Annotated in this window: 13 protein-coding genes; 9 read left to right on the top strand and 4 right to left on the bottom strand. The window is 72.8% G+C overall.

Annotated features, from left to right (window positions below):
* The first annotated feature begins 7 nt into the window (after positions 1 to 7).
* Both IEZ06_RS21665 and IEZ06_RS21660 read left to right on the top strand, forming a co-directional pair.
* Complete coding sequence (locus IEZ06_RS21665) at positions 8 to 628, top strand: L-threonylcarbamoyladenylate synthase (protein WP_189238523.1); 621 nt, start codon at positions 8 to 10, stop codon at positions 626 to 628.
* 195 nt (positions 629 to 823) lie between these two features.
* Positions 824 to 2,017 carry an AI-2E family transporter gene (locus IEZ06_RS21660; RefSeq protein WP_189238522.1) on the top strand — a complete coding sequence of 398 codons (1,194 nt, stop codon included), beginning with the start codon at positions 824 to 826 and terminating at the stop codon, positions 2,015 to 2,017.
* Between the two features lie 72 nt (positions 2,018 to 2,089).
* Here the strand turns inward: IEZ06_RS21660 and IEZ06_RS21655 are convergent, their stop codons facing one another.
* Positions 2,090 to 3,880: an N-acetylglutaminylglutamine amidotransferase gene (locus tag IEZ06_RS21655; protein ID WP_189238521.1), complete on the bottom strand. Its 1,791-nt coding sequence runs from the start codon at positions 3,878 to 3,880 to the stop codon at positions 2,090 to 2,092.
* A 109-nt stretch (positions 3,881 to 3,989) separates the two neighbouring features.
* Positions 3,990 to 5,087 (bottom strand): carboxylate-amine ligase, encoded by a 1,098-nt coding sequence (locus IEZ06_RS21650; RefSeq protein WP_189238520.1) that lies wholly within the window; start codon positions 5,085 to 5,087, stop codon positions 3,990 to 3,992.
* Positions 5,088 to 5,408: 321 nt separating this feature from the next.
* Between IEZ06_RS21650 and IEZ06_RS21645 the strand changes: the two genes are divergently transcribed.
* Both IEZ06_RS21645 and IEZ06_RS21640 read left to right on the top strand, forming a co-directional pair.
* Positions 5,409 to 6,635, top strand: a complete 1,227-nt coding sequence (locus IEZ06_RS21645) for a cytochrome P450 (RefSeq protein ID WP_229798506.1) — start codon at positions 5,409 to 5,411, stop codon at positions 6,633 to 6,635.
* A 163-nt stretch (positions 6,636 to 6,798) separates the two neighbouring features.
* Positions 6,799 to 8,199, top strand: coding sequence for a M20/M25/M40 family metallo-hydrolase (locus IEZ06_RS21640; RefSeq protein WP_189238518.1), 1,401 nt, complete (start codon positions 6,799 to 6,801; stop codon positions 8,197 to 8,199).
* A gap of 48 nt (positions 8,200 to 8,247) precedes the next feature.
* Here the strand turns inward: IEZ06_RS21640 and IEZ06_RS21635 are convergent, their stop codons facing one another.
* On the bottom strand, positions 8,248 to 10,692 hold the full coding sequence (locus IEZ06_RS21635) for an N-6 DNA methylase (RefSeq protein ID WP_189238517.1): 2,445 nt from the start codon (positions 10,690 to 10,692) through the stop codon (positions 8,248 to 8,250).
* Positions 10,693 to 10,831: 139 nt separating this feature from the next.
* Positions 10,832 to 11,251 (bottom strand): STAS domain-containing protein, encoded by a 420-nt coding sequence (locus IEZ06_RS21630; RefSeq protein ID WP_189238516.1) that lies wholly within the window; start codon positions 11,249 to 11,251, stop codon positions 10,832 to 10,834.
* Positions 11,252 to 11,716: 465 nt separating this feature from the next.
* Between IEZ06_RS21630 and IEZ06_RS21625 the strand changes: the two genes are divergently transcribed.
* The 5 genes from IEZ06_RS21625 (at position 11,717) to IEZ06_RS21605 (ending at position 17,564) form a co-directional block, all read left to right on the top strand.
* The gene (locus IEZ06_RS21625) at positions 11,717 to 12,979 is read left to right on the top strand and encodes an extracellular solute-binding protein (RefSeq protein WP_229798505.1); all 1,263 of its coding nucleotides are present in this window, start codon (positions 11,717 to 11,719) and stop codon (positions 12,977 to 12,979) included.
* A 98-nt stretch (positions 12,980 to 13,077) separates the two neighbouring features.
* Entirely contained in the window at positions 13,078 to 13,983 is a 906-nt protein-coding gene (locus IEZ06_RS21620; RefSeq protein WP_189238515.1) for a carbohydrate ABC transporter permease, read from the top strand.
* Positions 13,984 to 14,115: 132 nt separating this feature from the next.
* Positions 14,116 to 15,006 (top strand): carbohydrate ABC transporter permease, encoded by an 891-nt coding sequence (locus IEZ06_RS21615; protein ID WP_189238514.1) that lies wholly within the window; start codon positions 14,116 to 14,118, stop codon positions 15,004 to 15,006.
* A gap of 205 nt (positions 15,007 to 15,211) precedes the next feature.
* A complete protein-coding gene (locus IEZ06_RS21610) occupies positions 15,212 to 17,119 on the top strand; it encodes an N-6 DNA methylase (protein ID WP_203872056.1) in 1,908 nt (635 codons plus the stop codon).
* Positions 17,120 to 17,132: 13 nt separating this feature from the next.
* Positions 17,133 to 17,564, top strand: a complete 432-nt coding sequence (locus IEZ06_RS21605; RefSeq protein WP_189238513.1) for a GNAT family N-acetyltransferase — start codon at positions 17,133 to 17,135, stop codon at positions 17,562 to 17,564.
* Positions 17,565 to 17,583 lie beyond the last annotated feature (19 nt).

Here is a 17,583-nt window from a genome sequence, read left to right as displayed (position 1 = left end):
CTGGGGTGTGGCGAAATACTTCGATGTGCATCCGGACAGCCCGCAGCCCCGATTGATCGGCCAGGTGGCCGATCTCCTGCGGGCGGACGGACTGATCGCGTATCCGACGGACTCCGGCTACGCGCTGGGATGCCGATTGGGCAACAAGGAGGGGATCGACCGGATCAGGGAGATCCGCGATCTCGGCAGCGACCACCACTTCACCCTGGTGTGCCGGGATTTCGCACAGTTCGGCCAGTTCGTGCATGTGAGCAATGCGCAGTTCCGCTCGGTCAAGGCGGCGACCCCCGGCGGCTACACGTTCATCCTGCCCGGGACCAAGGAGGTGCCGCGGCGGTTGCTGCACCCCCGGAAGAAGACGGTCGGCGTCCGGATCCCCGATCACGTCGTCGTGCAGGCGCTGCTGGCGGAGCTCGGCGAGCCGCTGGTGTCGAGCACCCTGCTGCTGCCCGACGAGGCCGAGTCCCTGACCCAGGGCTGGGAGATCAAGGAGCGGCTCGACCACGTGGTGGACGCCGTCGTCGACTCCGGCGAGTGCGGCGCCACCCCGACGACGGTCGTCGACCTCTCGCAGGACGAGCCGGAGATCCTCCGCCGGGGCACCGGGGACCCGTCCCTCTTCGAGTAGGACGCCGGCGCCGCCACGCGGCGGCGCCGTGGCCCGGTGACGACGCCTGGGCCGGCGGCTCCGGCGCCGGCCGCCGCCTCCCCGGCCGATGCCGGAGGGGGCGGCGGGCGGATCCCGCCGCCGGTCGGGTGCTTCCGGCTTCGCCGGCCCGCCTGCGACGAGCGGTTCGCCCATCGGGCACTTTAAGGTGATCTCATGCCTGCCACGCTGAGTTCCACGAAGACCCGAGCGGCACTGCGCTCCTCGGCCCGCATCTCCCTGGAACTGCTCCTGGTCCTGCTGATGATCGCCGTGGTGCTGTGGGCGCTGGGCCGGACGTGGTCGGTGACGTGGCCGGTGATCGTCGCGCTGCTGCTGACCACGCTGACCTGGCCGCCCGCGCGCTTCCTGCGCCGGCGCGGATGGCGCCCGGCCCTGGCCGCGTCGGTGGTGACGGTGCTGTTCCTCATAGTGGCGGCGGGCATTGTGGTGCTGATCGCCGTGCCGGTCGCGTCCCAGTCCGGCGAACTCACCAAGGGCGTGGTCGACGGCATCCAGCAGCTGCGCGAATGGGCCGCCGGTCCGCCGTTGAACATCGGCGACGCCCAGTTCGCCAAGGGGCTCGACACGGCGGTGGCCCGCATCCAGGGCAGCGTCGGCGGCATCGTCAACGCCGCCGTCACCGGCGTGGGCACGGTGCTCAACGGCGTCGTCACCACGGTGCTGGCCCTCTTCCTGATGTTCTTCTTCCTGAAGGACGGCCCCAGGTTCCTGCCCTGGCTGGCCCGCCAGCTGCCCGGCCGGTTCGCAACGGACGTCCCGGCCGTCGCCACGCGCGGCTGGGACACCCTGGGGGCGTTCGTCCGCTCGCAGGCCTTCGTCGGCCTGCTGGACGCGGTGCTCATCGGCCTGGGCCTGTGGATCATCGGCGTGCCCCTGGTGCTTCCGCTGGCCGTGCTGACGTTCGTGGCGGCGTTCGTGCCGATCGTCGGCGCCTTCTTCGCCGGCTTCGTGGCGGTGCTCATCGCCCTGGTGTCCAACGGCCTGACCGACGCGCTCATCGTGCTGGCCATCATCGTCGTGGTGCAGCAGCTCGAGGGCAACGTCTTCCAACCCATGGTGCAGAGCCGCGGCCTGGGCCTGCACGCGGCGGTGGTCCTGCTCGCCGTCACACTCGGCGGCAGCCTGGCGGGCATCGTCGGCAGCCTGCTCGCGGTCCCGGCGGCCGCGCTGGTCGCCGTGCTCTGGGACTACCTGCGCGAGCAGCTCGCCGAGCCGGGCCGGGAACCGGAGGCGGGCAGGCCTGACCGGGAGCCGGAGGCGGGCGAGCCGGATCGGGAGCCGGAGGCGGGCGAGCCGGATCGGGAGCCGGAGGCGGGTGAGCCCGGCAGCGGTTCGGCGCCGGCATAGGGCGCACGGGTGGTACTCCCGCGTCCCCGCCGTCTCCCCGTCGCCGGGCGGGGGAGGCGTCCGGGATCTCCGTCATCGGACTCCTTGGGTCTGCAACCACATCTCCAGGAGTCCGACCTGCCACAACGCGTTGGCGCCCAGCGTGGTGCGGTGTTCGTCGGGCGCGGCCAGCAGCCGGTCGAGGTAGGCCCGCTCGAACAGGCCGCGTGAGCGGGCGGCCTGCCCGCTCAGCGCGTCGCGCACCAGCTCCAGCAACGGCCCGTGCAGGTGCCGGACGGCCGGGACCGGGAAGTAGCCCTTGGGCCGGTCGATGACCTCGGCGGGCAGCAGCCCGCGGGCGGCGTCCTTGAGCACGCCCTTGCCGCCCGAGGCGAGCTTGAGCCCGGGCGGGCAGGCCGCGGCCAGCTCGACCAGCTCGTGGTCCAGGAACGGGGTGCGGGCCTCCAGCCCGTAGGCCATCGTCATGTTGTCGACCCGCTTGACCGGGTCGTCGACGAGCATGACGGAGGTGTCCAGGCGCAGCACGGCGTCGAGCGCGCTCTCGGCGCCCGGCCGGGCCAGGTGGTCGCGGACGAACGCGCCGCTGACGTCGGTGTCCACCCGGTAGGCGGGGGTCAGGATCTCGGCCAGCGCCTCGTGCGGGCGGTCGAAGAACGCCCGGGCGTACACCTCGCCCGCCCGCTCGCGCGGCAGACCGGCCAGTGGCGGGTACCAGCTGTAGCCGGCGAAGACCTCGTCGGCGCCCTGCCCGGACTGCACCACGGTGACGTGCTGGGAGACCTCCTGCGACAGCAGGTGGAAGGCCACGCAGTCGTGGCTGACCATAGGTTCGCTCATCGCGGCCACGGCCCGCTCCAGGCCGGGCACCAGCCGGGCGTCGTCGATGAGGATGCGGTGGTGGTCGGTGCCGAACTCGCGGGCCACCAGGTCGGAGTAGGCGAACTCGTCGCCGGACTCGCCGCCGGCGGCGGGGAAGCCGATGCTGAAGGTCGACAGGCCGCGCTGGCCCTCCTCGACGAGCAGCGCGACGATCAGGCTGGAGTCCAGGCCGCCGGAGAGCAGCACGCCGACCGGTACGTCGGCGACCATGCGCCGGCGCACGGCCGTGCGCAGCCGCTCCAGCACGGCCTGGCGCCACTCGCCGGCCGACCACCCCGCGGCGCCGGGCAGGGCCGCGCGGGTGTGCGGCGGGTCCCAGTAGCGGCGGTCGGTCGTGGTGCCGTCGGGTTCGACGGTGCGTACGGTGGCGGCGGGGAGTTTGCGCACGCCGGACAGGATCGTGCGCTCGGCCGGGACGATGGAGTGGAAGGTCAGGTAGTGGTGCAGGGCGGTGCGGTCGATGGTGGTGTCGAGGCCGCCGGCGGCCAGCAGGGCGGGCAGGGTGGAGGCGAAGCGCAGCCGGGCGCTGTCGTGGGTCAGGTAGAGGGGTTTGATGCCGAGCCGGTCGCGGGCCAGGGTGAGCCGGCCGGTGTCGCGTTCGGCGACGGCGAAGGCGAACATGCCCGCAAAATGCTCGACGCAGGCTGCGCCCCAGTGGTGGAAGGCCTTGACCAGCACCTCGGTGTCGGAAGTGGAGAAGAAGCGGTAGCCGGCGGCGGTGAGTTCGGTGCGCAGTTCGCGGTAGTTGTACAGGCAGCCGTTGAAGACGGCGGCCAGGCCGAGGTCGCCGTCGACCATGGGCTGGGCGGCCTTGTCGGACAGGTCGATGATCTTCAGGCGGCGGTGGCCGAGGGCGATGGGGCCCAGTGACCACAGGCCGGAGCCGTCGGGGCCGCGGTCGTGCATCGTGCCGGTCATCCGGTCCACGGCGCCGATGTCGGCGGCTCGTCCGTCGAAGCGGATCTCACCGCTCAGTCCGCACATTCTCTGTCACTCCCAGGGGAATCGTGTGTTCTCGGATCTCTTGCGGTCCATAAGAATCGATGCCGCGCCCTCTCCGGACGGTGCGGCCGGAGACGGCGGGCGTCCGCCGTCACCCGGAACGGGTCTCGGCGAGCACGAGGTCGACCACATCGGCCAGCCGGCCGTTCCGGGCGAACGCCGCGCGCTGGCGGGCCGCGGAGCTGCCCCGGGCCAGCGCCTCCTCGGCCAGGGAGGTGACGAGCTCCCGGTCGCCGGCCGCTTCCAGCTGCGGCCGCAGGCCCTCGACCATCCGCCGGACCACCTCGGCGGCCGGTGCGGGCACCCGCTCGACCGGGTCGACGAGCTCGCCCTCCAACCCGGAACGGGCCGCCTGCCAGGTCGCGGCGCGCACCACCTCCAGCCGGATCGGATGGTCGGAGCCGTTGCGGATCTCCTCCAGCTCCCGGGCCACCAGCGCCCGGAACAGCCCCGCGATCAGCAGGATGTCGCTCACCAGGGGGCAGGAGTCGCAGATGCGCAGCTCGACGGTGGGGACGTGCGCCGAGGGCCGGATGTCGAAGTAGAGCATGCCGGGGTCGGTGATCACTCCTGAGCGGACGAGCTCGTCGATCATCCGGTCGTACTCCGCGGCGGAGGAGAAGGCGGCCATGGGGCCGGCGGTGGGCCAGCGCTGCCAGACCAGTGGGCGGTAGCCGGCGTAGCCGGTGTCGGACCCCAGCCAGTACGGGGAACTGGTGCTCAGAGCCAGGAGCGGCGGCGCCCACGGCGCCAGGCGGTGGGCCACGGCGATGGCCAGGTCCCGGTCGGCGACCTCGGCGTGCACCTGGGTCCCGCAGATCAGCTGCTCGCGGGTGAGCAGCTGGTAGTCGGCGAGCATCTGCTCGTAGCGCGGGTCGGGGGAGATCTTCAGCGCCTCCGGGTCCACCAGCGGCACGGTCCCGGCCGCCGCGACGCCCAGGCCCAGGCCGTCGGCGGCGCGGATCACCGTACGGCGCAGCGCCGCCAGCTCGTGCCCGAGGCCCTCCAGATCTGCGAAAGGGCTGCTGTTGGCCTCCACCACCGAACGCTGGAGCTCATGGGTGAAGCGGTCCTCGGGCAACTGCTGCAGCAGCAGACCGCCCCGTGGCACCAGGCGCCGGGTCTCGACGTCCACGATGTGGAACTCCTCCTCGACGCCGACGGTGATCGGTCCCCCGAGATCCGCCATCTCACCCACCCCATGAGTCCTCTGAATTAACGGAGCCCTCTGCATCTCCCCTGAAAAGGGGCGTTCGCACCTGGAGGGCATCGCGGAAGCCGGTGGTGATGAGCGGTCCTCGCCTTATCTCGCGTGAGGACCGACGGCTTATCTCGCGTGAGGACCGACGGCTGCCGGACGCGGGGGACCGGCCCCGCCCCGGTGAAGGCGCGGCTCTCCGCCGGCGCCTTCACCGAGGCGGGGCCGCGGCTCGGACGGCCGGGTGGTTTCGCGCCGGGAGCCGCGGGCAGTCGACAGGCCATGCCCATCGCGGATCACACACTCCTGCTGTTGCTCGAAGGCTACGGCTGGCTGCCCGACCAGCGGCGGCGCGCCTCCGGCGAGGTCGTGCACACCCGGGTGGCGGGTCAGCGCGCCGTGGGGCTGTGCGGGCCGGACGCGGCGCGGTTCTTCTACGACGAGGACCACGTCGAGCGGCACACGGCCCTGCCCGGCCCCGTCAAGAGCACCCTGTTCGGCCACGGGGCGGTCCACACCCTGGACGGCGCCGACCACCGGGTGCGCAAGGCGATGTTCATGTCGCTGATGACGGACGAGGGCATCGCCGACCTCGTCGGCCGCACCACGACGGCCTGGGACGAGGCGGTCGCCTCCTGGGCCGACGGGCGGCGGGTCGTGCTCTTCGACGAGGCCGCCCGCGTCATCACCCGGGCGGTGTGCCGATGGGCCGGCATCCCCCTGGACGACGCCGACGTGCCGGCCGCGGCATCGGACCTGGTGGCGCTGGTCGACGGGTTCGGCACCGCGGGGCCCCGGCACTGGCGGGCCCGGCGGGCCCGTGCGCGCCGCGAGGCGTGGCTGGGCGGCCTCGTGCGGGACGTGCGCGGCGGCGAGGCCACCGCGCCGCCGGACTCCGCGCTCGACGCCGTCGCCCGCCACCGCGACGCCGGCGGTGAGCTGCTCGACCCCCGCGTGGCGGCGGTGGAACTGCTCAACATCGTGCGCCCGACGGTCGCCGTGTCGTGGTTCGTCGCGTTCGCCGCCCACGCCCTGCACCGGTGGCCGCGGCACCGCGCGCCGCTGCGCGACGGCGACGAGGTCTTCACCGAGGCCTTCGTGCACGAGGTCCGCCGCTTCTACCCGTTCGCGCCGCTGGTGGGCGGCCGGGCGGTCGAAGACCTGTCCTGGCGGGGGGAGCGCATTCCCGCCGGCGCGCTGGTGCTGCTCGACGTCTACGGTCAGAACCACGATCCCCGGCTCTGGCAGGACCCCTACGTCTTCGACCCGGGGCGCTTCATCGGCCGGGAGATCGGCGAGTTCGACCTGATCCCGCAGGGCGGCGGGGACCCGCGCACCGGCCACCGCTGCCCCGGCGAGGCCATCACCGTCGCGCTGCTGAAGGCCCTGGTGGCCCGGCTGGCCCGGCTGGACTACGACGTCCCCGGCCAGGACCTGAGCATCTCCCTGCGGCGCATCCCCGCCCGCCCGGCCAGCGGTTTCGTCATGGCCTCCGTACGGCCCGCCGTACGCAGGCCCGTGCCCTCCCCGCAGCGCTGACGTGCCGTTCGGGTGGCCGGCACCGCCTGCGGGAGCTCCCGGCTGCGGGGGCGCGCGGGTTCGGTGAGGATCCGCCCGGGTGCCCCTCATGTTTCCTGATCGTCCGGTAAAGCGGCGGACGGTCGCGGTGGGGAGCGGCGCGTGCGCCCTTAGCATCACGGCCATGACGGTAGAAGACGAGGCGGTGCACCGGTTCCTGCGCGAGTACCGCGAGGAGTTCCTGCGCGAGCTCGGCGACTGGGTGCGCATCGCCTCGATCTCCTCGGTGCCCGAGCACGGCGCGGACCTGCTGCGCTCGGCCAACTGGCTGACCGGCCGATTGCGCGAGATCGGTTTCCCCTCCGTGGAGCTGTGGCAGACCGAAGGCGGCATGCCCGCGGTCCACGCCGCCTGGTGCGAGGCGCCCGGTGCGCCGACGGTGCTCGTCTACAGTCACCACGACGTGCGCGCCGTGCACGCCGACACCTGGGGCGAGTCGGTGCCGTTCGAGCCGCAGGTGCGCGACGGCAAGATATACGGCCGCGGCGCCTCCGACGCCAAAGGGCAGGTCATGGCCCATCTGTGGGGGCTGCGCGCCTATCTGGCCGCCACCGGCCGCGGCGCGCCGCCGGTCAACCTCAAACTGCTCGTCGAGGGCGAGGAGGAGATCGGCTCCCCGCACCTGGCCGCGCTGCTGGAGGACCACCGCGACGAGCTGGCCGCCGACCTGGTCGTACTGTCCGACACGCTGCTGTGGTCGCTGCAGGCCCCGGCGCTGTGCACCGGGCTGCGCGGCATGCTCAGCGCCAAGCTGCAGGTGTTCGGGCCGTACCGGGACGTGCACAGCGGAGCGGTCTCCGGGGCCGCGCCCAACCCGTGCGCCGAACTGTGCAAGCTGGTGGCGCAGCTCTACGACGAGAGGGGAAGGGTGACGCTGCCCGGCTTCTACGACCGGGTGGCGGAGCTGCCGCCCGACGAGCGGGAGCAGATCAACGCCCTGCCCTACAGCGACGCCGACTGGCTGGAGCGCACCGAGACCCGCTCGGTCGGCGGCGAGGACGGCTACAGCGTGCTGGAGCGGGTCTGGACCCGCCCGGCGGTGGAGATCCTCGCCTTCATCGGCGGCGACCCGGTGGGCGCCTCCCGCGGCGCGATCCCCTCGGTGGCGTCGGTGGACATGAACCTGCGCCTGGTGCCGGAGCAGAGGGTCGCCGAGGTGGCCGAGCAGCTGAGGACCTGGGTGGCCGAGCGGATCGGCGACAAGGTCGACTATCAGCTGGACATCTCGCTGGAGGCCGCCCAGGAGCCGTACCGCACCCCGCCGGGGCATCCGGCGCTGGAGGCGCTGGGCCGGGCGATGGGGCGGGGGTTCGGCGTCCCGGTGGCCGGGCGGATGCGCAACGGCGGCGGCGGTCCCGCCGAGCTGCTCTCCACGGCCCTGGACGCGCCGGTCATCCTCTTCGGGACCGGTCTGCCGACCGACCGCTGGCACGACAGCGACGAGCGGGCCGAGATCGACGCGCTGCTCGCCGGCGCGGCCACGCTGGCGTTCCTCTGGCCCGAGCTGGCCGACAGCCTGTCCTGACCCCCGTGACCGCCGCGCGGACGCGCTCCGGCACGGCCGCGGCGGACGTCACAGGTCCGGCGACGACCGGGTCCGCGGGGCGCGGAAGAGCGCGAGGGTCTCGGGGAGCTGCGAATGCAGCGGGCCGGGCAGGGCGTCCGGGGCGAACCAGCCGAGCCCGTCGAACTTGTGCGGTTCCCCGATCGCGACGGCCGAGGGGTCGACGCGGACCGCGAAGACGACCGCCACCCAGTGGGAGGGCGGGTCCCGCCGGACGACGTTGCGGACCCCGATCTGCTCCACCTCCAGCGCCTCGGCGGAGTACTCCTCGCGGACCTCGCGGGCGACGGCGGCCTCGAACGACTCGCCGTACTCCAGCGCGCCCGCCCCGCAGTCCCAGGCGCCCGGCTCGTCCCGCGCACCGGGACCCCGGCGGGCCAGCAGGATCCGGCCGCGGCCGTCGTGGCAGACGAACACGCAGGAGACGGCGGGGCCCGCAGGCAGTCCGGCGGCGCGAGCCGGTCCCGCCGCGGCGCCTCCGGAGGCGGTGCTCCCGTCCGCGGCGCCTCCGGGGCCGGGGCGGCCGGCGTCCGCGGAGGCGGGCGAGGGCGGGGCGAGGGCTCCCCCGGCGAGGCCGCGGGCGATCGCGGAGGCGGCCAGGCCGCCGTCCAGGACGAGCCGCCGCAGCTCCGCCTCGAATGCGAAGACCCGGCGGAAGAGGTCGCCGTAGCGGCGCTGCTCGTCCGGGGCCAGGCGCGGCACCTGGGCCCGGCGCGGGTCGAAGCGGGCCGCACCCGACTGCGTGCCGGACGCCGAGGGGGCGGGCAGGGTCCGCAGGAACCCCGCCAGGAAGAACGGGTCGAGCCGCTCGGGATCCGGCCGCAGGAGGGTGAGGCGCGGACCGAGGAGCAGGCCGGACTCCTCGACCACCCGGGCCGCCAGGCCGCCGCTCCGGGCGGCGACCACCACGTCCCCCGGTTCGATCCTGGTCCGGTCCGCGGGCTGCGTGAGCGCTTCGGCCCGGCCGCCGTCGAACACCTGCCGGTCGGTCAGGACGGGCTCTCCCGAGCCGTCGATCTCGAAGCGCCCGGCCTGGTGCAGCGAGAGCGCCCCGATCCGCTCCAGCTCCGACAGCGTGACGGCCGGCATCTCCCGGCCCGGGCCGGGGACGGCCTCGGGGACCAGTGCGGCGAGCCGTCCGAACCGCGCGGCGAGGCGTTCGCGGAAGGCGGGATAGCCCTCCGCCGCCACCTGGTCCGCCGCTCCCAGGTGGCGGGAGGGGGTGACGTCGACGTCCTCGTCGATCAGGTCGATGATCGGCACCGTACGGCTCTCGCCGGGCCGGTCGAGCTCGGCCTCCGGGTCCGCCCGGAACGCGTGCCACGACTCGGCGACCGCGTCGAAGTTCCCCGGGTCGGCCTCGGCCAGCAGCACGCGCGACGGGGTACGGCCCTCGCCCGCGGGCCTGCGCAGCACCCAGACGTGCACGGGCAGACCGGTGCCGGTGGCCATCCTCGGCGGCAGGCCGATCACCGCCTGCAGCGCCCCGCGCCGCAGCAGGTTGCTGCGGATGCGGCGGCCGGAGCGGCGGGAGGCGGCGATCGCGGGCATCAGCAGCACCGCGACGCCGCCCGGTTCCAGATGGGCGAGCGCGTGCTGGACCCAGGCGAGTTCGGACTCCGTCTTGGGAGGCAGGCCGTACTCCCAGCGCGGGTCGCCCGCCAGCTCCTCGTATCCCCAGTTGCGTTCGTTGAACGGCGGATGGCACACGACGGCGTCGACGGCCACACCGGGCCAGGCGTCCCGCCGGAGGGAGTCACCCGCCCTGACCTCGCCGTCCGTCCCGGTCACGGCCAGGCGCGACTGCGCCAGCCGGGCGAGGGAGGGGTCGTTCTCCTGGCCGTAGGCGCGCCCCGCCCCGGACCTTCCGGACGTCTCCGATGCCCCGGGCGGCGCCGTCGCCCCGGATCCTGCCGGCGGTCCGCACACCGCTGCCAGGAGGACGCCGAGGCCGCAGGCAGGGTCGAGGACCGAGCGCAGTCCCGGGCCGGCCAGCCGGGCCATGAACTCCGCGACCTCGGCCGGGGTCTCGACCAGGCGCCGGGAGTGCACGTCGGCGTAGCGGTCGAGGAGGAACCGGACGGCGTGGTCGGTCCCCTCCTCCGCGGCGTACCGCCCGATGAGCTTCCACGCGACGGGCGGGACGAGACGGAGCTCTCCTTCGCCGCGCAGGATCTCCGTGACCTCCGCGACGACCTCGCCGAGCCGCAGGTCGTCGGCGGCGGTCCGGAGCTGCTGCCAGGCGCGCTCGCGCAGCGGCAGCTCCTGGACCTTGCCCTGCGCGAGCAGCCACGCCTCGATGGCCTGGAGGGAGAAGGCCGGGCTGGTCGCCGTACCTCCCACGGGTTCGGGGAAGTCCTCGTGCCGCCGCCGCCAGTTGCTCACGGCCGCACGGCCGACACCTGCCATCCGTGCGATGTCGGCCGCGGTGACGGTCGCCTCATCGCCTGGCATCGCCGACCCCCATCGTCTCGTCCCCGCACGCCGGATATGTGGACGCCAACGTATCCCACAACGCGAAACCCGGTCGATCCGTGGCGGGGTGCGAGTGTACTGCGTTCACATGGGTGAGGTCAGAAGGGGCCGGCCGGTCTCAGGGCGCCGGGCAGGGGTCGCCGTCGGCGGGCCGGCCGGCGGTTCGGTCGGCACCGGCCCGCCGGAGGGCGGCGCCCGGGTCGTCGTGGATCTCGAAGGCCTTGCGCAGCCCTGTGATCGACAGCACCCGGGACAGGACGCCGTGCACGCCGCTGAGCATCAGCCGGACGTCCGCGGCCTCGCTGCGCTGCAACGCGTCGACCAGTTCGCTGAGGCCGACCGAGTCGCAGAAGGCGACCTCGGACAGGTCCACCACGAGGGCCGCCATCCCGGGCGTGGCCCAGACTCGGCCCAGGTGCTCGCGCAGCACCGGCGCGGAGCGGTAGTCGAGCTCTCCGGCGGCGCGGACGACGATCGCATCCCCGTGCGTCTCGGACGAGAGGGTGAACGCCGAGCCTCGATCGGGCTCGAACAGCATGGTCGGCTCCTCACGCCTGCGGGTTCAGGGCAGGTAGCCACTCTTTCTACCAGTGCGGAGGACGCCGCGTGGCGGAGGGGTCGTGACATGCGCGGCCGCCCCGTTTCCCGGTGCCGGGCCCGGAGGGTCCTCCAGTCCGGATCCCCCGTCGGATATTGATCGTTTGTGATCGCCGGATCAGAATAAACGTCATAAACGAGCACGTCGACGGGTTCGCCGAATCCGCTTTGCTGGTATAGACCAGTGCGGCGCCCTGAAGGCCGGTGTTGTGAAACCGATATCGGCCGGTATGGACCGGAGGATGCCCGCCACCTAACGTGGTCCGCATCACGAAGGCCTCGGACCGGCCCGGCCTGGCGGCCGGAGGCGTTCCGGAGCCGGAAAAACGGTGCACTGAGGTGCTCCTCGGCATCCCCCACTGGTACGGACCAGCTGAGGCCGTACGACGACCAAGGTGGTAAGCACGTGAACAAGAGGCTCGTTGGCGCGGTCACGCTCGGCCTGGCCGCCGCACTGGTAATGACCGCCTGCGGCTCCGAGGAACCCGCCGCGGGCGGGGACAAGGCCGCAGGCGGCGAGGTGACGCTGAAGCTGGTCGCCGCCGACTACGGCGACGGACCCACCGCCGAGAACAGCGGTGAGAAGTTCTGGAAGGGCGTCGTCGACGAGTTCCAGGCGGCCAACCCCGGCATCAAGGTCGACGTCCAGGTGATCAACTGGAACGACATCGACAAGCAGGTCGCCACCATGGTCCAGAACGGCCAGGTGCCCGACATCCTGCAGACCGGCGACTACTCGGGTTTCGTCAAGGACGGGCTGCTCTACAAGACCGACGAGGTCCTCTCGCCGGCCACCTCCGCCGACCTGCTGGAGAAGTTCGCCGAGTTCGGCAAGGTCGAGGGCGTCGGCTACGGCATCCCGTTCGTCTCCTCCGCCCGCGCCCTGTTCTACAACAAGGCCCTGTTCGACAAGGCCGGCATCGCCGAGGCGCCCAAGACCTGGGACGAGCTCAAGGCCGCCGCCGAGAAGCTGAAGGCCTCCGGCGTCTCCCAGCCGTTCGGCCTGCCGCTGGGCAACGAGGAGGCCCAGGCCGAGTCGTTCCTGTGGTTCATGGGCAACGGCGGCGGCTACAAGGACGCCTCCGGCGCCTGGACGGTCGACTCCCCGGCCAACGTCGAGGCCTTCGAGTATCTCAAGGGCCTGGTGAAGGCGGGCCTGACCACCCCCAACCCCGGCACGAAGAACCGCAAGGACGTCTGGGCCGACTTCGCCGCGGGCAAGGTCGGCATGGTCAACGGCGGACCCATGTCGATCCCGATCTTCGAGAAGGGCGGCCTGACCGACTTCGGCGTCGCCCCCATCGCGGGCAAGACCGGCCCGCTCGACACCACGCTCGGCGTCCAGGACTGGATCATGGCCTTCAACAAGAACGGCCGCAAGGAGGAGATCAAGAAGTTCTTCGACTTCTTCTACGGCGGCACCGCGGCCCAGAAGATCAGCGACACCTACAAGCTGCTCCCGGTGACCAAGTCCGGCATCGAGAGGCTGTCGTCGGACGAGAAGCTCAAGCCGTTCCTGGACGCGCTGCCCAACGCGACCTTCTACCCCTTCCAGGACCCGAAGTGGTCCGAGGTGAACACCCAGATCAAGCAGACCGTCGGCAGCGCGATCGACGGTGACCCGAAGGCGATCCTCGGGGCGATCCAGAAGACGGCCACCGCGAACTAGCCCCCGCGGGATCCCGACTCCGATCACCGGTGACCGGGTGCGGCGGGCGCGCAAGAAGGCGCCCGCCGCATCCGGTCCCACGTTCGAAAGCAGGACGCATGCAGCAGACATTCACCCCGGGCAGGGTGGTGCGCGCGCTGGCCCCGCTGGCCTGGATCGGCCCGGCGGTGGTCCTGATCGCCGTCGTCGTCGTCTGGCCGGTCGTGGTGATGGTCCAGTCGTCGTTCCTGAAGATCAGCCGGTTCGGCGTGGTCCAGGGATCGAACGGGCTCGACAACTACACCAAGCTGTTCGCCGAGCCCGACTTCGGCGGGGTCATGGCCAGGAGCCTGGTGTGGGTGGTCGCCGTGGTGGTGCTCACCGTGACGCTCTCCCTGGGCCTGGCGCAGCTGTTCAACCAGCGCTTCCCGGGCCGCCGCTTCGCCCGCTGGGCGCTGATCGCGCCGTGGGCGGCCTCGGTCCTGATGACGGCGATCATCTTCAAGTGGATGCTCGACCCCGAGGTCGGCCTGATCAACATGATCCGGCGGAACCTCGGCCTGCTGGACGCGCTCGGCGGCGCCGACGCCGACCCGCTGGGCAACGCGGCGACCGCGATGCCGTGGCTCGTCTTCGTCGCGGTCTTCGTCTCCCTGCCGTTCACCACCTACGCGCTGCTCGCGGGACTGTCGGCGATCCCCTCCGACGTCTACGAGGCCGCCAAGATGGACGGCGCGTCCAGGTTCCGCACCTACTGGTCGATCACGCTGCCGCTGCTGCGGCCGGCCCTGGTCGTGGCGACGCTCATCAACGTGATGAACGTCTTCAACAGCTTCCCGATCATCTGGGCGATGACCCACGGCCAGCCGGGTTACTCCACCGCGACCTCGACCATCTTCATGTACATCCTCAAGGGCTCCGACATCGGCGAGTCGGCGGCCATGTCCGTCGTCAACTTCGGAATGGTGATCGTGCTGACGATCATCTTCCTCAAGGTCAGCAAGTGGAGGACGGAGGTCTCATGACCGAACACCGTGAGGTCATCGATGGGCGCTGCCCCCGGGGCATGAGGCCGACGAAGGAGGTCTCATGACCGAACACCGTGAGGTCATCGATGGGCGCTGCCCCCGGGGCATGAGGCCGACGAAGGAGGTCTCATGACCCTCACCGAGAGCGCCCCGGCCGCACCGGCGCGACGGCCGGCGGCGGCCCCGGCCCCCGTGCGGGCACGCAGGCTGCCGTCGGTCAAGACCGTGATCGTCGCGGCGAGCGCCTACCTCGTCGCGTTCGTCTTCCTCTTCCCCTACCTGGTGATGATCCTCACCGCGCTCCGGCCGCAGGAGGAACTGCGCGAGGCGACCTTCCTGCCGACGACGTTCGCGTGGTCGAACTTCACGAACTTCTGGACCGGCGGGCTGGCGCAGAACCTGGGCGTCACCCTGCAGGTGGCGGCCGGGTCGACCGTCCTGGTGCTGCTGGTGGCGCTGCCCGCGGCGTACTACACGGCCCGGCACGAGTTCCGGGGCCGGACGGCGTTCCTGGTCCTGGTGCTGATCACGCAGATGTTCCAGCCCACCGCCATGCTGGTCGGCATCTACCGGGAGTTCTTCCAGTTCGGCCTGGTGGACACGGTCTGGTCGCTGATCCTCGTCAACGGGGGGTTCAACCTGGCGTTCGCGGTGTGGATCCTCAACGCCTACTTCTCCTCCATCCCGCGGGAACTGGAGGAGGCCGCCTTCATCGACGGCAACGGCCGGTTCGGGGCCCTGTTCCGGGTGACGCTGCCGCTGGCGATGCCGGGTGTGGTGACCGCGCTGATCTTCACCTTCATCGCGGCCTGGAACGAGTTCGTGGTCGCCCTGACGCTCACCACGACCCCGTCCAACCAGCCGCTGACGGTGGCGCTGAACTCCTTCATCGGGCAGTACCAGGTGGACTGGCAGAACCTGTTCGCGGGTTCGGTGATCGCCACCATCCCGGTGATCATCCTGTTCGCGCTCATCGAGAGGAAGGTCGTCGGCGGTCTGACCGCGGGTTCGATCAAGTAGCGGGGAATCCACCGGGTGAGAAATGGCGGAATTCCGTACCTCATGCCGCAACATGGGTGATTCTGGACCGGTACATTCCGGATGTAGGACGGACCGGAAAGCACGCGCGGGGGAGCGTGCCCGGCCGTCCCCGCCGGCCGGGACGCCGGTGGCACCGCAGGGCGCCGCCGGTCCGGGAGGCGGGTGACCCAGCGGGAGGTGGGAAGTGGCCACGCAGGACGGTCCGACGGTGACCTCGGGCGACATCGCCAGGCTCGCGGGGGTCGGCCGGGCCGCGGTGAGCAACTGGCGCCGCCGTTTCGGGGACTTCCCCGGGCCGGTCGGCGGCACCGCGTCCAGCCCGCTGTTCTCCCTGGCGGAGGTCGAGGCCTGGCTTCGGGCGCAGGGCAGGCTGGAGGAGTTCCCCGAAGACGAGCTGCTCTGGCAGCAGGTGCGCAACTCGGCCGACGACCTGCGGCTGCTCTCCCTCGTCAGCCGGCTCGCGGCGGCCGTCGCCCACCGCAGGCTCAGGACGCTCCTGGAGGCCGGGGACGCCGAGGTCGCCGACGCGCTGCCCGACCTGGTCGTGGGCGACGAGGACGTCCCGCTGATCCGCGCCGCCGCCGCGCTCGCCGAGGTCCGCGGACCCGAGGAGACCGTGGAGTTCCTCTACACCCGCTACACCCAGGCCCACGCGCGCCGCGTCCAGGCGGTCTCCCCGGAGGTCGCCGGCCTCATGGCGGCGTTCGTCGAGCCCCGGGCCGCCGAGGTGTTCGACCCGTCGTGCGGGCACGGAGGACTCCTGATCGCCGCCGGCGACCCCGGAGCGGTGCGGGCGGTGGGGCAGGAACGCGACGGCGACGCCGCCCGGCTGGCGGGCGCCCGGCTGGCGGTGCGCGGCATCACCGCCGACATCAGGCGGGGCGACGCCCTGACCGGTGACGCCTTCCCGCTGCTGCAGGCCGACGCCGTACTGTGCAGCCCCCCGTTCAGCGAGCGCGGCTGGGGATACGAGGAACTGGCGGGCGACCCGCGCTGGCAGTACGGCCTGCCCCCGCGCGGGGAGTCCGAGCTGGCCTGGGTCCAGCACTGCCTGGCCCACGCCCGGCCGGGCGGGCAGGTCATCGTCCTGATGCCGCCCGCCGCGGCCGGCCGCAGGTCCGGCCGCCGGATCCGCTCCCGGTTCATCCGGACGGGCGCGCTGCGCGCGATCGTGGCCCTGCCGCCGGGGTCGGCCCCCCAGTCCGCGATGCCGCCCCACCTGTGGGTGCTCCGCCGGCCCGACGACGGCGACCCGGTCCCGACGCACGTGCTGATGATCGACGCCACCGAGTCGCGGGACTCGGCGGTGCCGGCCTGGCGGTCCTTCGTGGAGGATCCGCGGCGCGAGACGTCCGGCAGCCGCGCCGTCCCGGTCATCGACCTGCTCGACGAGGACGTCGACCTCACCCCGGCCCGCCACCTGGCCCGCCCCGCCGCGATCGCCGGCGGCGCCGGCAGGACCGCGGACGAGCTGCTGTCGGCCGTCGCCGAGCTGACCCGGCTGCTCCCCTCGGTCACCGAGACGCCGCACAGGCCTCTTTCGGCCGTCCCGCTGAGCGAGCTGGCGAGGACGGGCGCGCTGAGCGTCGTCCAGACGCCGGGGCGGATGGAGACCGGCCGGGGCGACCTCGCGCTGCTGACCGCCGAGGACCTGATCCTGGGACGGGCCGCCACGGGCAGGGGAGCGGACGGGCCCGGCCTGGTCGTCGCCGGACCCGGCGACGTCGTCGTCCCCGTCACGGGACGTACCCCGGCCGCCGCGGTGGTCGAGGAGGAGACGGCGCTCGGCCCCCACCTGCTCCTCATCCGGCCGGACCCCGGTTCCTTCGATCCCCACTTCGTCGCCGGGTTCCTGCGGGCCTCGGCCGCCCGGGCGGCGGGCTCCGCCCCGTCCGCCTCCCGCCCGGACGCGCGGCGGATGCGGCTGCCCCGGCTGCCCCTCGCCGAGCAGCGGCGCTACGGGCAGGTCTTCCGCGAGCTGGACCTCTTCGCCGACGCGCTCCGCCGTACCGGTGAGACGGGCGAGCTGCTCCGCGGGCTCGTCCTGGACGGCCTGGTCGACGGCGCCCTGCGGCCGGACCCGCGGAGCTGACTACGATATGGCCGTGATCATCGAAGAACGGCCCCTGACGGACGAGGGCCTGTCGGCGCTGGTCGCCGCGGCCTTCGCGGAACTGGTCGCCAAGTACGGTCCCGAGGGCCGGTCCGGGGTGCATCCGCGGGCGCGCTTCCTCGTCGCGGTGAGCGGGGACCGCGCCGTCGGCTGCGGCGCGGTGCAGCCGGTGGACGAGGCGACGGGCGAGGTCAAGCGGATGTACGTCGCCCCCGGCCACCGCAGGCGCGGGGTCGCCCGCTCGCTGCTGGAGGCGCTGGAGGACCTGGCGCGGTCACAGGGGCGCACGGTGCTGCGCCTGGCGACCGGGCACCTGCAGCCGGAGGCCCTCGCGCTCTACCGGAGCTGCGGCTACGAGCCGATCCCGCCCTACGGCAAGTACGTCGAGGTGCCCACGACCTCCTGCCTGGCCAAGCGGTTGTGACCACCACCGGTGGGGGCCG

Source organism: Planomonospora antibiotica, from assembly GCF_014647955.1.
Classification (GTDB): Bacteria; Actinomycetota; Actinomycetes; order Streptosporangiales; family Streptosporangiaceae; genus Planomonospora; species Planomonospora parontospora.
Note: the sequence above shows the minus strand (reverse complement) of the source record. Positions and strands in the feature narration are given on the sequence as shown.

Bases quoted from the DNA above. Each gene is read 5' to 3' on its own strand.
- IEZ06_RS21640 (WP_189238518.1), top strand. From the start codon at position 6,799: ATGACGGTAGAAGACGAGGCGGTGCACCGGTTCCTGCGCGAGTACCGC.
- IEZ06_RS21635 (WP_189238517.1), bottom strand. From the start codon at position 10,692: ATGCCAGGCGATGAGGCGACCGTCACCGCGGCCGACATCGCACGGATG.
- IEZ06_RS21620 (WP_189238515.1), top strand. From the start codon at position 13,078: ATGCAGCAGACATTCACCCCGGGCAGGGTGGTGCGCGCGCTGGCCCCG.
- IEZ06_RS21655 (WP_189238521.1), bottom strand. From the start codon at position 3,880: ATGTGCGGACTGAGCGGTGAGATCCGCTTCGACGGACGAGCCGCCGAC.
- IEZ06_RS21650 (WP_189238520.1), bottom strand. From the start codon at position 5,087: ATGGCGGATCTCGGGGGACCGATCACCGTCGGCGTCGAGGAGGAGTTC.
- IEZ06_RS21660 (WP_189238522.1), top strand. From the start codon at position 824: ATGCCTGCCACGCTGAGTTCCACGAAGACCCGAGCGGCACTGCGCTCC.
- IEZ06_RS21615 (WP_189238514.1), top strand. From the start codon at position 14,116: ATGACCCTCACCGAGAGCGCCCCGGCCGCACCGGCGCGACGGCCGGCG.
- IEZ06_RS21630 (WP_189238516.1), bottom strand. From the start codon at position 11,251: ATGCTGTTCGAGCCCGATCGAGGCTCGGCGTTCACCCTCTCGTCCGAG.